14 protein-coding genes are annotated in these 13,239 nt (G+C 69.7%); 10 read left to right on the forward strand and 4 right to left on the reverse strand.

Annotated features, from left to right (window positions below; all coding sequences use genetic code 11):
* Window positions 1–5 precede the first annotated feature (5 nt).
* The 8 genes from G6N49_RS22040 (at window position 6) to G6N49_RS22075 (ending at window position 7,393) form a co-directional block, all read left to right on the forward strand.
* Complete coding sequence (locus tag G6N49_RS22040; RefSeq protein ID WP_011557696.1) at window positions 6–686, forward strand: queuosine precursor transporter; 681 nt, start codon at window positions 6–8, stop codon at window positions 684–686.
* Between the two features lie 74 nt (window positions 687–760).
* Window positions 761–1,426, forward strand: a complete 666-nt coding sequence (locus G6N49_RS22045; RefSeq protein ID WP_011557695.1) for a 5-oxoprolinase subunit B family protein — start codon at window positions 761–763, stop codon at window positions 1,424–1,426.
* A 38-nt stretch (window positions 1,427–1,464) separates the two neighbouring features.
* The gene (locus G6N49_RS22050) at window positions 1,465–2,343 is read left to right on the forward strand and encodes a 5-oxoprolinase/urea amidolyase family protein (RefSeq protein ID WP_011557694.1); all 879 of its coding nucleotides are present in this window, start codon (window positions 1,465–1,467) and stop codon (window positions 2,341–2,343) included.
* A gap of 22 nt (window positions 2,344–2,365) precedes the next feature.
* Window positions 2,366–3,292 (forward strand): alpha/beta fold hydrolase, encoded by a 927-nt coding sequence (locus tag G6N49_RS22055; protein WP_235679564.1) that lies wholly within the window; start codon window positions 2,366–2,368, stop codon window positions 3,290–3,292.
* A 47-nt stretch (window positions 3,293–3,339) separates the two neighbouring features.
* The gene (locus tag G6N49_RS22060; RefSeq protein ID WP_049771873.1) at window positions 3,340–3,930 is read left to right on the forward strand and encodes a GNAT family N-acetyltransferase; all 591 of its coding nucleotides are present in this window, start codon (window positions 3,340–3,342) and stop codon (window positions 3,928–3,930) included.
* A gap of 95 nt (window positions 3,931–4,025) precedes the next feature.
* Window positions 4,026–5,420: a nitrate/nitrite transporter gene (locus tag G6N49_RS22065; protein ID WP_011557691.1), complete on the forward strand. Its 1,395-nt coding sequence runs from the start codon at window positions 4,026–4,028 to the stop codon at window positions 5,418–5,420.
* A gap of 132 nt (window positions 5,421–5,552) precedes the next feature.
* Window positions 5,553–6,701: a uroporphyrinogen-III synthase gene (locus G6N49_RS22070; RefSeq protein ID WP_011854317.1), complete on the forward strand. Its 1,149-nt coding sequence runs from the start codon at window positions 5,553–5,555 to the stop codon at window positions 6,699–6,701.
* The gene (locus G6N49_RS22075) at window positions 6,698–7,393 is read left to right on the forward strand and encodes a sirohydrochlorin chelatase (protein ID WP_011557689.1); all 696 of its coding nucleotides are present in this window, start codon (window positions 6,698–6,700) and stop codon (window positions 7,391–7,393) included. Before G6N49_RS22070 ends, G6N49_RS22075 begins: the two co-directional genes overlap by 4 nt.
* 3 nt (window positions 7,394–7,396) lie before the next feature.
* Here the strand turns inward: G6N49_RS22075 and G6N49_RS22080 are convergent, their stop codons facing one another.
* Complete coding sequence (locus G6N49_RS22080; protein WP_083044540.1) at window positions 7,397–8,098, reverse strand: GAF and ANTAR domain-containing protein; 702 nt, start codon at window positions 8,096–8,098, stop codon at window positions 7,397–7,399.
* 72 nt (window positions 8,099–8,170) lie between these two features.
* Here G6N49_RS22080 and G6N49_RS22085 point away from each other — a divergent pair, with 72 nt between their 5' ends.
* Window positions 8,171–8,740 (forward strand): DUF2231 domain-containing protein, encoded by a 570-nt coding sequence (locus tag G6N49_RS22085; RefSeq protein WP_011854314.1) that lies wholly within the window; start codon window positions 8,171–8,173, stop codon window positions 8,738–8,740.
* A gap of 3 nt (window positions 8,741–8,743) precedes the next feature.
* Here the strand turns inward: G6N49_RS22085 and nirD are convergent, their stop codons facing one another.
* Together nirD and nirB are read right to left on the reverse strand one after the other, a co-directional pair.
* Window positions 8,744–9,115 (reverse strand): nitrite reductase small subunit NirD, encoded by a 372-nt coding sequence (gene nirD / locus G6N49_RS22090; protein WP_011854313.1) that lies wholly within the window; start codon window positions 9,113–9,115, stop codon window positions 8,744–8,746.
* Window positions 9,112–11,697: a nitrite reductase large subunit NirB gene (nirB, locus tag G6N49_RS22095; RefSeq protein ID WP_083044539.1), complete on the reverse strand. Its 2,586-nt coding sequence runs from the start codon at window positions 11,695–11,697 to the stop codon at window positions 9,112–9,114. The genes nirD and nirB overlap by 4 nt, the downstream gene beginning before the upstream one ends.
* 215 nt (window positions 11,698–11,912) lie before the next feature.
* On the opposite strand from nirB, the gene G6N49_RS22100 reads away from it, so the two are divergent.
* Complete coding sequence (locus G6N49_RS22100) at window positions 11,913–12,359, forward strand: Hsp20/alpha crystallin family protein (RefSeq protein WP_011854311.1); 447 nt, start codon at window positions 11,913–11,915, stop codon at window positions 12,357–12,359.
* A gap of 96 nt (window positions 12,360–12,455) precedes the next feature.
* Here the strand turns inward: G6N49_RS22100 and G6N49_RS22105 are convergent, their stop codons facing one another.
* On the reverse strand, window positions 12,456–13,214 hold the full coding sequence (locus G6N49_RS22105; protein ID WP_011557683.1) for an isocitrate lyase/PEP mutase family protein: 759 nt from the start codon (window positions 13,212–13,214) through the stop codon (window positions 12,456–12,458).
* Between the last annotated feature and the right edge of the window lie 25 nt (window positions 13,215–13,239).

Here is a 13,239-nt window from a genome sequence, read left to right on the forward strand (position 1 = left end):
TGCCGATGACCGTCGCGCCGACAGATCACCGCGGTTCCGCGACCATCGGCTCGGCCTACTACCCCACGCTGGTCGCCGTGTTCACCGGCCTGGTGCTGATCTCCAACGTCGCGGCCACCAAGGGGGTGGCGTTCGGGCCGCTGCTCACCGACGGCGGCTTCCTCGTCTTCCCCCTCACCTACGTCATCGGTGACGTGCTCAGCGAGGTGTACGGATTCCGCGCCGCCCGCCGGGCGGTGTTCATCGGCTTCGCCATGCAGGCGCTCGCGGTGCTGGTGCTGTGGACGACCGTGCGGTTGCCCGGCGCCCCCGACTACGCCAACCAGGACGCGCTGGCCACCACCGTCGCCGCGATCACCGGTCTGGCGGTCGCCGGGTTGTCCGGCTTCCTCGTCGGTCAGCTCGTCAACGCCTGGGTCGTGGTGCAGGTCAAACAGCGCACCAAGGAGCAGTACCTGTGGGCGCGGCTGCTCGGATCGACCGTGGTGGGCCAGTTCGCCGACACCCTGGTCTTCTGCGCGATCGCGGCGCCGATCATCGGCTTCGGGAACATGGGCTCGTTCGCCGTCTACGCGGCGCTCGGGTGGGTGTACAAGACCGTGATCGAAGCGGCGATGCTACCGGTGACCTACCGGGTGATCGCCACGATCAAGCGTCGCGAACCGACCTACGAGCCCGCGGTCTGAGCCTTCTTTAAAACACCTCTGGCAACCCTTCTCAGGGAGCGGACGCCGGACGTTACCCAGCGGTAGCTTTGGGTATGACCGCAGTACCGGATGTGATGGAGCCGATGGTCCTGGGCACAGTGCTCGACTACGGCGACCGCGCGCTGCTTCTCCAGTTCGACGACACCGCTCAGGTACTGGCGTGGACCGATGCGGTCCGCGCCGCGGGCCTACCCGGCGTCGTCGACATCGTGCCGGGTTCGCGCACCGTGCTCGTCAAACTCGACGGCCCGCGATATCAGGCGCCGACCCGGCAGCGGCTGGCCGCCCTGCGCATCGATCGGGGCGCCGTCGCGGAATCCGCGAGCCCGCCGGACCGCGCCGACGCCGTCATCGACGTCGTCTACGACGGCGCGGACCTCGCCGACGTCGCGCGGCTGACCGGGATGGACACCGACCAGGTCGTGGCCGCCCACACCGGCACGCTGTGGCGGGTCGGATTCGGGGGCTTCGCACCGGGTTTCGCCTACCTCGTCGGCGGCGACGAGCGGTTGCACGTCCCGCGTCGCGCGGAACCCCGCACCAAGGTGCCTGCCGGTTCCGTCGGGTTGGCCGGTGAGTTCAGCGGGGTGTACCCGCGCGAGTCGCCCGGCGGGTGGCAGTTGATCGGCCACACCGACGCCGTGCTGTGGGACGTGGACCGGGAGAACCCGGCGCTGCTCACCCCGGGTATGTGGGTCGAGTTCCGCGTCGCGGAATAGGCAACGCGAAATGAGCACGGTCGGATGAGGAGCAGACGATGACGACTCTGGAGATTCTGAACACCGGGCCGCTGGCACTGGTCGAAGACCTCGGCCGCCCCGGGCTGGCACACATGGGCGTCACCCGATCGGGTGCCGCGGACCGCCGCGCGCACGCCCTGGCCAACCGCCTGGTCGCCAACCCCGGTGATCGCGCGACCGTCGAGGTGATGTTCGGCGGGCTCACCGCCCGGGTCCGCGGAGGCGACGTCACCGTCGCCGTCACCGGCGCCGACACCGACCCCGCCGTCAACGGAAAACCGTTCGGCACCAACAGCATCCACTACGCGCACGACGGCGACGTGATCTCGCTGGGGATGGCGCAGGCCGGGCTGCGCAGCTACCTCGCAGTGCGCGGCGGTATCGACGTGGCGCCGGTGCTCGGCTCCCGCAGCTACGACGTCATGTCCGCCATCGGACCGCAACCGCTCAAACCCGGTGACGTGCTGCCCGTCGGCGAGCACACCGAGGACTTCCCCGAACTCGATCAGGCGCCGGTGGCGGCGATCGACGACGACGTGCTCGAACTCATGGTGGTGCCCGGACCGCACGACGACTGGTTTGTCGACCCCGAATTCCTGGTACGCACCAACTGGCAGGTCACCAACCGCAGCGACCGCGTCGGTATGCGGCTGGTCGGCATGCCCCTGGACTACCGGTGGCCCGACCGGCAACTGCCCAGCGAGGGAGCCACCCGCGGAGCGATTCAGGTGCCGCCCAACGGTTTACCGGTCATCCTCGGCCCGGACCATCCCGTCACCGGCGGGTACCCGGTGATCGCTGTGGTGGTCGACGAGGACATCGACAAGGCCTCGCAGGCCCGCCCCGGACAGACCGTGCGGCTGCACTGGTCGCGGCCGCGCAAACCGTTCGCATGAGGAGCTGTTGCAGAATAGCCAGGTGAATCGGCTGTTCCGCCGCGGAGGGTCCTCGGCCACACCTCCGCCGGCGGCTGCGCCGGCCTGGTTCGCCGCGGCCGTGGGGCAGCGGCCGCGACACCACACGATCGAGGTCGAAGGCTGCCCGATCCGGGTGCGCGCGTGGGGTGAGCCCGGCAACCCGCCGCTGGTGTTCGTGCACGGTGGTGGCGCCCACTCCGGATGGTGGGATCACATCGCGCCGTTCTTCACCCGCACCCACACCGTCGTCGCCCCCGACCTGAGCGGCCACGGTGACAGCGGAACACGCCAGAGCTACGCGGTGGCCGCCTGGGCGCGCGAGGTACTCGCATCCGCGAGCGTCTCGGGATCGTCGGCGCGGCCGACCATCGTCGGCCACAGCATGGGTGGCTGGGTGACCGCCGCCGCGGCCACCCGGTACGGGGCACAGATCGACAGCGTGCTGATCATCGATTCGCCCCTGCGGGATCGCGCTCCCGAGGAGAACCGGCTGCGCAACCGGAGGCGCGACAGTCCGGGATATCGCACCGAGGCGGAGATCCTCGCGCGCTTCAAGGCGGTTCCCGCCCAAGAGGTGACACTGTCCTACATCGCCGACCCCATCGCCAGGCAGTCGGTACGCCACACCGACAACGGGTGGGTGTGGAAGTTCGACCCCGAGATCTTCGGTGGTGACCTGCTCGAGCAGACCGCGGCCGAACACGAGATCGTCGAGGAGACCTTCACCCGACTCCCGTGCCGGGTGGGATATCTGCGGTGCGAGAACGGGATCGTCCCGCCGGCGATGGCCGAACAGATCCGCTCCATCCTGCAGTTGCGCGGACCGTTCGTGGAACTCGCGGAGGCGGGGCACCATCCGATGCTGGACCAACCGCTTCCGCTGGTGGCGACGATCCGGACGCTACTCGAATTCTGGTCGATCACCTGATCGGTGCCGGCGTTGTGGCGGGAACGCCGCGCTGGTACAACGATGGTGTGCTGCCGCAACTTTCCAGTGAGGTTCGCGGTCACGGGGTGATCCACACCGCGCGGCTGGTACACACCGCCGACCTCGACAACGAGACCCGCGAAGGCGCCCGTCGGATGGTCAGCGAGGCTTTTCGCGGTGACTTCACCGACGACGACTGGGAACACGCCCTCGGCGGTATGCATGCGCTGATCTGCAGCCACGGCGTGCTGATCGCCCACGCCGCGGTGGTGCAGCGCCGACTTCTCTACCGTGACGCGGCGCTGCGCTGCGGCTACATCGAAGCCGTGGCGGTGCGTGAAGACTGTCGCGGGCAGGGACTGGGCAGCGCCGTGATGGACGCGTGCGAACAGGTGCTGCGCGGCGCCTACCAACTCGGCGCACTCGCGACCTCGACGATGGCCCGGCCGATGTACCGGGCCCGCGGCTGGGTACCGTGGCGGGGGCCGACGTCGGTGCTGTCCCCCGGCGGGCGCATCAGCACCCCCGAAGACGACGGGTCGGTGTTCGTCTACCCGGTCGGCTCGGCACTCGGGAGCACCGACCTCGACACCACCGCCGAATTGACCTGCGACTGGCGCCACGGCGACGTCTGGTGATCTCACACCGCTTCGCCCGCAGTGGTGAGCGGAATTTCACGGCGGGGTCATCGCCTGCAGCTTTGGGGTAACGAACACTTCCTACCGTTGCCGCCATGTCGCACCGCATCACCGACTGGGATCCCGAGGACACGATCGCCTGGGAAGCCGGTAACAAGTACATCGCCCGCCGCAACCTGATCTGGTCGGTAGCCGCCGAGCACATCGGCTTCTCCGTGTGGTCCATCTGGTCGGTCATGGTGTTGTTCATGCCCGAGGCCGTCTACGGATTCTCCGCGGGCGACAAGTTCCTGCTCGGTGCCACCGCGACCCTCGTCGGGGCCTGCCTGCGAATCCCCTACACGCTGGCCACCGCGAGGTTCGGCGGGCGCAACTGGACGGTGTTCTCGGCATTCGTGCTGCTGATCCCGACCCTCGGCACCATGGTGTTGCTCGCCAATCCCGGTCTGCCGCTGTGGCCGTACCTGCTGTGTGCGGCGCTGGCCGGCTTCGGTGGCGGCAACTTCGCCTCCTCGATGACCAACATCAATGCCTTCTACCCGCAGCGACTCAAGGGGTGGGCACTGGGCCTCAACGCCGGCGGCGGCAACATCGGGGTGCCGATGATCCAGCTGGTCGGGCTGCTCGTCATCGCCACCGCGGGTAACCGGCAGCCGTACTGGGTGTGCGCGGTCTACCTGGTGGCACTGGCCGTCGCCGGTATCGGCGCGGCGCTGTACATGGACAACCTCGAACAGCACAAGATCGACTTCACCGCGATGAAAGACATTCTGCGGGAACGGGATACGTGGGTGATCTCGCTGCTCTACATCGGCACGTTCGGCTCGTTCATCGGGTTCGCGTTCGCATTCGGTCAGGTGCTGCAGATCAACTTCGCCGCCCGCGGGCAGAGTCCCGCCGAGGCGTCGCTGCACGCCGCGCAGATCGCGTTCGTCGGCCCGCTGCTCGGCTCGTTGTCACGGGTGTACGGCGGCAGACTGGCCGACCGCATCGGCGGTGGCCGTGTCACCCTCGCCGTGTTCGCCGGCATGATCCTCGCGGCCGGAGTGCTGGTCACCGTCAGCACCCTCGACGACGGCAGCCCGGGTGCGGCGACCGCCGCCACGATGATCGGCTACGTCGTCGGCTTCATCGCCCTGTTCCTGCTGTCCGGCATCGGCAACGGGTCGGTGTACAAGATGATCCCGTCGATCTTCGAGGCGCGCAGCCGCTCGCTGGACGCCGGCGAGGAGCAGCGGGTGGCCTGGTCGCGCGCGATGTCCGGGGCGCTGATCGGGTTCGCCGGCGCCATCGGTGCGCTCGGCGGGGTGGGCATCAACCTCGCGCTGCGGCAGTCCTACCTCTCGAGCGGGTCGGCCACCACCGCGTTCTGGATCTTCGCAGTGTTCTACGTGGTGGCCTCCGCGGTCACCTGGGTCATGTACGTGCGCCGCCCGAGCGGCGACGCATCGGTCGACCGCGCGTCGCGGCCGGACCTGGCGCGTACGTGACCACCGGATCCGTGGACAGGACGACAACGGCGTCGTCCTGTCCACACCGACCTGTCCACACCGACGGCTATGGCAATCGCCCGGCAATAGGCCGGAAACAGATGCGAAACACGACCTGCATACACAGAACACATGAGTGAGCCTGACTGGGCACCGCTCACCGGATTCCGGGTGGCGGTGACCTCCGCCCGACGCGCCGAGGAGCTGAGCGCACTGCTGCGCCGCCGCGGCGCCACCGTCACCAGCGCGGCCGCGATCGCGATGGTGCCGCTACCCGACGACGACGAACTGCGGGCCCATACCCAGGCACTGATCGACGCACCGCCTGACATCGTGATCGCGACCACCGGGATCGGGCTGCGCGGCTGGATCGCCGCCGCCGACGGCTGGGGCGTCGCCGCCGAACTCACCGCGGCCCTGGCGGGGGCCCGCATCGTCTCCCGCGGACCCAAGGCGACCGGCGCGCTCCGGGCCGCCGGCCTGCCCGAGGAGTGGTCACCGGATTCGGAGTCGTCCCGGGAGGTGCTGCGCTATCTGCTCGACGGCGGCATCGCCGGCAAGCGCATCGCCGTCCAGTTGCACGGCGCCACCGACGACTGGGATCCCTTCCCCGAATTCCTCGACGAACTGCGGGCCGCAGGCGCCGACGTGGTGCCGATCCGGGTGTACCGCTGGCGTCCGGCACCCCGCGACGGCGACTTCGACCAGTTGGTGGCGGGTATCGCCGAGGAGAAGTTCGATGCCGTCAGCTTCACCTCCGCACCGGCTGTGGCGTCGGTGCTCATGCGGGCCACCGAGATGGGTGTCGCCGACCGGGTGCTGACGGCCCTGCGGACCAACGTGCACGCGATGTGCGTCGGCCCGGTCACCGCGCGTCCCCTGGTCCGGCTCGGGGTTCCGACGTCGGCGCCGGAGCGCATGCGGTTGGGTGCGCTGGCCCGCCACATCACCGACGAACTTCCACTGTTGCAGGCCCGCACCGTTCGGGTGGCCGGACACCTGCTCGAGATCCGCGGTACCTGCGTACTCGTGGACGGTGTGGTCAAATCGCTGTCCCCGGCCGGGATGGCCACCATCCGCGCACTCGCGCACCGGCCCGGCGCGGTGGTGTCGCGCACCGACCTGCTTGGCGCATTGCCCGGCAGCGGCACCGACACCCACGCTGTCGAGACCGCGGTGCTGCGGCTGCGAACCGCGTTGGGCGACAAGCAGATCGTGTCCACGGTCGTCAAACGCGGATACCGGCTCACCGTCGACGACGATCTGGCGGAGGCCCTGTGAGCGCCCCGGCCAACCGGATCCTGGTCGCGCACGGCACCCGCAAGTCCAGCGGTGTGGCGCTGATCGGTGACATCGCCGACCGGGTCGCCGCCACCCTCGGATCGCCGGTCGGCGTCGCCTTCGTCGACGTGCTGGGCCCGACCCCGTCCGACGTACTGTCCGCGCTACCCGATCGCCCGGCCGTCCTGGTACCCGCGTTCCTGTCCAGGGGCTACCACGTGCGCAGCGATATCCCGGCGCATGTGGCGGCCAGCGGCCACCCGGATGTGACGGTCGCCGACGCACTGGGCCCTGACGCGCAGCTGGTACGGGTGGTGGGCGACCGGCTCATCGAATCCGGCTGGGCGCCTGGCGATTCCGTCATCCTCGCCGCGGCGGGCACCTCGGACCCGCTGGCGCTGCGCGATCTGCACACCACCGCAGCGTCGCTGTCGGCGGTCACCGGTGCCCGGGTCGACCTGGCGTTCGCCGCCACGGGCCGACCCCGCGTCGACGAGGCGGTCGCCGCGGCGCGCCGCAGCGGCGCCCGGCGGGTCGTGGTGGCGTCGTACCTGTTGGCCGACGGCCTGTTCCAGGACCGGCTGCGGGCCAGCGGCGCCGACATCGTCACCGCCCCGCTGGGCACCCACCCGGGACTGGTGCGGCTGATCGCGAGCCGGTTCCGGCGGGCGCGGATCCCGATCGCGGCGTAACGGTCAGTTGCGGCCGGACGGACCGTCGGCGGCCACCACCTGCCGGGCGACCGCCTCGATCGAATCGTTCTGCTGTTTGGCCAGTTTCACCAGCAGCGCGTAGGCCTGGGCCACGTCCACATCGAAGTCCCGCATCAGCAGCGTCTTGGCCTGGTTGATGACGGTCGACCGCGGTGACCGGCCGTGGCTGCGGGTACGGTACGCCGCCGTCATCGCCTCGGCGACGTGCGAGGCGACGATCGCGCCGGCGGACTCGGTGCGGGCGTCCAGCCCCCGCGGACGGTCGGCGTACAGGTTGAGGGTCGCCGACGAGCGACCGTCCCGGAACACCGGCAACGCCAGGATCGCGCGCACCGGCGTGGCGTCCACCGACTTGGCGGTGAAGGCCGGCCATCGGGATTCATCGGTCAGATCGTCGGCGCGGACCACGCGATGCTCGGTCGCGGCGTCGAGACAGGGACCCTGCCCGCAACCACGCTGGACGTTGTCGAGAACCAGAGGGTGGCCGTCCGTGGCCGCCAGACACCGGATGTCGTCATCATCGGCCATCAGCGTCACACTCGCGTGGTCGACCCCGGGGAGGTGGGACACCGCCAGCGCCGTGAGCCCCGCCAACACACCGGTCAGGTCTGCCTGTGCCCGTCGCGTCGAGTGGCGCAGGCAGTGCTCGAGCACCTCGTCCAGGCGCTCGACACCCGCCGTCATCGTCCGATGGTACCCGGATAGCGCCACGTCAAACGCCGGTTCGGCGCGTCCTGACGGGGTATCTCGACGAGCATGAACATCCATCGCATCCTCGCCGGAGTCGAAGAGGTGAAGTCGCTGGACGCACCGGCCCACGCCAGCGCCCGCATCGCGAGTCAAGTGGTCGACGGTGCCCGGCTGGGCCACGTCCTGCGGGGCTCCTGGCTCGGCCACCCCGTCCACCCGCTGTTGGTCACGTTGCCGATCGGCACGTGGATGACGTCGGTCGTCTTCGACGTCGTGTTCAAAGATGTCGCGACCGCGCGCCGACTCGTCGGCGTGGGACTGGTCGCGACACCGCCCACGGTGCTGGCCGGGTGGGCGGACTACGTGCTGCTCAACAAACGTCAGCAGCGGGTCGGCCTGGTGCACGCGGTGTCCAACGCCGTCGGGGTGACGCTCTTCGGTCTGGCCTACCGGGCCTACCGCAAGGAGAAGGTGCGCACAGCGCGGGTGTACAGCCTGCTCGGCCTGGGCGCCATCAGTGTCGGCGGTGCGCTCGGCGGCCACCTGTCCTATGCGCAGGGTGCGGGCGTGTTCCGCTGGCAACCGGTGCGGGCCCTCACCCACCGCGGCCCGGTGGAGTACCGGCGCGCCGCCTGAGCGCTAGCCCTCGATCTCGACGATCCCGTCGGCGGTCCGCCGCGTCCGGTACACCGGCAGCGACACCGACGGGTCGTCGAGGCAGCTGCCGTCGTCGAAGGCGAAGGCCTGCTTCTTGATCGGGGACTGCACGATGGCCCGCCCGCCCCGGTCGCCGGTGATACCGCGCGACATCACCGCCGCCCCGGAGAAGGGGTCGATGTTGCCGATCGCGTGCAGGCTCCCGTCGTCGAGACGGAACAGCGCCGCCTGGGCACCGTCGGGCAAGAGCACCCCGACGCCGCGGCACGGGATGAGGTAGTCGTAGCGGCAGGCCACCGTCCAACGCGTATCCGGCGGCCCGTTGAGCTCGTTGCGGTCGTCGAGCAGGGTCACGGTGTCTCCTGAAGCGGTCGGATGGATGGCATCCCGATGGGCACCGGCACCTTGCGGCCGGCGTTCTCGGTGAAGGTGACGGTCGGGTCGGGCACATCGGGCGCGTTGACGAAGGACACGAACCGGGAGAGCTTGTCCGGGTCTTCGAGCACGCCCTTCCACTCGCAGGAGTAGCCCTCGACGTGGCGGGCCATGGCCGCCTCGAATTCGCTTGCCAGGCCCAGGGAGTCGTCGCAGACGACCTCGCGCAGGTGGTCCAGTCCGAGCTGTTCGACCCACGGCGCGGTGCGCTGAAGGCGGTCCGCGGTGCGGATGTAGAACATCAGGAACCGGTCGATGTAGCGGATCAGCGTCTCGTCGTCGAGGTCACCGGCGAGCAGCTGGGCGTGTTTGGGGGTCATCCCGCCGTTGCCGCCGACGTACAGGTTCCAGCCGTGCTCGGTGGCGATGACGCCGACGTCCTTACCGCGCGCCTCGGCGCATTCGCGGGCGCAGCCGGACACGCCCATCTTGATCTTGTGCGGTGCCCGCAGCCCTCGGTAGCGCAGTTCCAGGTTGATCGCCATCTGCACCGAATCCTGTTGGCCGTAGCGGCACCAGTCGCTGCCGACGCAGCTCTTCACGGTGCGCAGCGCCTTGCCGTAGGCGTGGCCCGATTCCATCCCGCCCTCGACGAGCCGGCGCCAGATCTCCGGGAGCTGCTCGACGCGGGCGCCGAACAGGTCGATGCGCTGGCCGCCGGTGATCTTGGTGTAGAGGTCGAAGTCGCGGGCGATCTCGCCGATCAGGATCAACTGCTCGGGAGTGATGTCACCACCCGGCACGCGTGGCACCACCGAATAGCTGCCGTTGCGTTGGATGTTGGCCAGGAAGTGGTCGTTGGAGTCCTGCAGCGCGGCCTGCTCGCCGTCGAGGATGTGCTCGGAACTGGTCGAGGCAAGGATCGAGGCGACGGTGGGTTTGCAGATGTCGCAACCCTTTCCGGTGCCGAAGCGCTCGAGCAGTCCGGAGAACGTGCGGATCTCCGTCGCCGACACGATCTCGAAGAGTTCGGCGCGTGAGTGAGAGAAGTGCTCGCACAACGCCTTCGACTGCTCGACCCCCTCCGCTTCGAGCAGTTGTTTGAGCAGCGGGACACACGATCCACACGACGTGCCCGCCTTGGTGCACGCCTTGAGGCCCGGCACGTCGCAGCATCCGCCGGCGATCGCGTCGGTGACATCACCCTTGGTGACGTTGTTGCACGAGCAGATCTGCGCTGCCGCGGGCAGTGCGCCGACACCGAGCCCACCTTCGGCTCCACCGGAACCGGCGGGCGCGATCAGCGCCATCGGGTCGCCCGGCAGTTGTTCGCCGACCATCGGCCGCAGCACGCCGTACGCCGAGGCGTCCCCCACCAGCACCCCGCCGAGCAGCGTCTTGGCGTCGTCGGAGAGCACCAGCTTGGCGTAGGTCTGGTTGACCGCGTCGTTGACGACCACCTCGAGGCAGTCCGGGGTGCGTCCCATCGCATCCCCGAAACTGGCCACGTCGACGCCGAGCAGTTTGAGCTTGGTCGACATGTCGGCCTCGGGGAACTCCGCGGCACCGCCGAGCAGCCGGTCGGCCACCACCTCCGCGCTGGTGTAGCCCGGACCCACCAGCCCGTAGCAGCGGCCCTCGATGGCGGCCACCTCACCGACCGCGTAGATGCTGGGATCGCTTGTCGCGCAACCGAGGTCGGTGAGCACACCACCACGTTCGGCGATCGCGAGCCCGGCGTCGCGGGCGAGTTCGTCGCGCGGGCGGACCCCGGCCGCGAAGACCACGACGCCCGCGTCGATGAACGACCCGTCGCCCAGGATCACGCGAAGCGAGTCGTCCTCCTCGGAACGCCGCAGGGGCCGGTTGCGCTGCGCCGGTGTGATCGCGTCGGTGCTGACGTCGAGGTGGACCTCGATGCCCAGGTCGGCGATCATCCGGCTCAACAACGCACCCCCGGCGTCGTCGAGCTGCTGTGACATCAGCCGCGGCGACCGCTCCACGACGTGGGCGGTCAGCCCGAACCAGCGCAGCGCGTTCGCGGCTTCCAGACCCAGCAGACCGCCACCGATGACGACACCCACCGGTGCGCGGCTCGTCTCGCGGGCCCGTGCCGCGTCGGCGCGGATCGCGTCGAGGTCGTCGAACGTGCGGTAGACGTGACAGGCGGGCAGGTCACGTCCCGGCACCGGCGGCACGAAGGCGTACGACCCGGTGGCCAGCACCAGCGCATCGTAGGCGAACGCGGTCCCGTCGGCGGTCTTCACCGTGCGCGCGGCGCGGTCGATCGACGTGACCCGCTGTCCCAGTCGCAGGTCGACCAGGTCGTCGCCGGCGTAGTCGTTGCCGGCCAGCGCCAGCAGGGCACGGTCCCAGTGCTCGGTGTAGCCGGTCAGACCGACTCGGTCATAGGCGGCGTCGGTCTCCTCGGCGAGCACGGTGATCCGCCAGGCGCCCGCGTCGTCGCGCGCGCGCAGCGCTTCGACGAACCGGTGCCCGACCATGCCGTGGCCGACGACCACGACGTTTCTCGCTGGTCCGTTGGAAATGCTGGTCGACATGGGCGCAAGGCTAGGAATCGGATATTGCCGCGATGTCGCCTCGTGTGAAGGCCCCATCACGGTGTGCTCACGTCGCTTCGCGAGCGGTTGTGAGACCGCCGCCGCTGTTTCGCCCCAGGCGAACACCACAGCGGAACATGAGCGCGGTCGACTCAAGTTCTATTGGGCAGAGGACCGGCGCAGGGTCGGTCTCCACCAGACGAGGAGAGCAGCACATGAGCAACGTGGCCTTGCGGGTGCGACCCGCGTGGGATCTGGATCGGTGGGTCCGTGATTTCTTCGGTCCGGCCGCAGCCAACGACGGGTTCAGCGGTACCGCGGCCCCGGGTTTCAGCCCGGCCGCCGAGATCGCCCGAGACGGTGACGACGCGACCGTACGGGTGGAACTGCCCGGCGTGGACGTCGACAAGGACGTCACCGTGGAGGTCGACAACGGTCAGCTCGTCATCCACGGCGAGCGGCGCGACGAGCGCAGCGAGGAAAAGGACGGCCGGACGCTGCGCGAGATGCGGTACGGCTCGTTCCGGCGCTCGTTCCGGCTTCCGCAGCACGTCACCGGCGATGCCATCTCGGCGTCCTATGACGCCGGTGTGCTGACCGTCCGGGTGGCCGGCGCCTATGCCGGGGCCCAGCCGCAGCGCATCGCGATCGAGAACAAGTAGCCCCTCGGCGCGACCCTCTGGGCGCCGAGAATGAGGTCAGGGTCGTGAATCCTCGTGGTTCACGACCCTGACTGCTGTCTGGCGACGGCGGCGCCGCTACTTCCAGCGGGCGAGTAGTTCGTTCGCCCGGGTGGCCAGCGCCGCCTGGAGGAACGGGCCGAAGCTGATGCGCGCGACGCCGAGGGGTCCGAACGACGCCGGATCGTCCTGATCGGGTATGCCGATCGCGTTGACCGGCAACGGCAGCTCGGAGGTCAGGCGGCGTTGCGTGTCCGGATCGTGGCGCCCGACCGGGTAGAGCACGTCGGCGCCCGCCTCGGCGGCCTCCTTCAGCCGCGCCACCGCCCGGTCCACCCGGTCGGCGTCGTCACCGTCCTTGCGCAGGAACAGGTCGGTGCGGGCGTTGACCACCACGTGAACCCCGGCGTCGTCGGCGGCCGCCCGCAGCGCCCCGACCAGTTCGGCGTGTTCACCGGCCGACCGCAGCCGGCCACCCTCACCGTGCACGGTGTCCTCGATGTTGAGCCCGACGGCGCCGACGCCCAGCAGCCCCTCGATCAGCCGGGTCGGCGCCTCGCCGTACCCCGATTCGATGTCTACCGACACCGGTACGTCGACGGCATCGGTGATCTGCGCGACGCGGGTGAGCAATTCGTCGAACGTCATCCCCTCGTTGTCGGCGCGCCCGACCGAATCGGCGACCGGGTGGCTGCCGACCGTGAGCGCGGCAAACCCCGCGCCGACGGCGAGGTTGGCCGACCAGGCATCCCAGACGGTGGGCAGGACCACGGGATTTCCGGGCTGGTGCAGGGCGAGCAGGGCGTCGGCGAGCTGCTTCAGATCGTGGTTGGGCACGGGCCCATCCTGCCGCCTCAGACGT

The sequence above is a fragment of the Mycolicibacterium monacense genome (assembly GCF_010731575.1).
GTDB lineage: Bacteria > Actinomycetota > Actinomycetes > Mycobacteriales > Mycobacteriaceae > Mycobacterium > Mycobacterium monacense.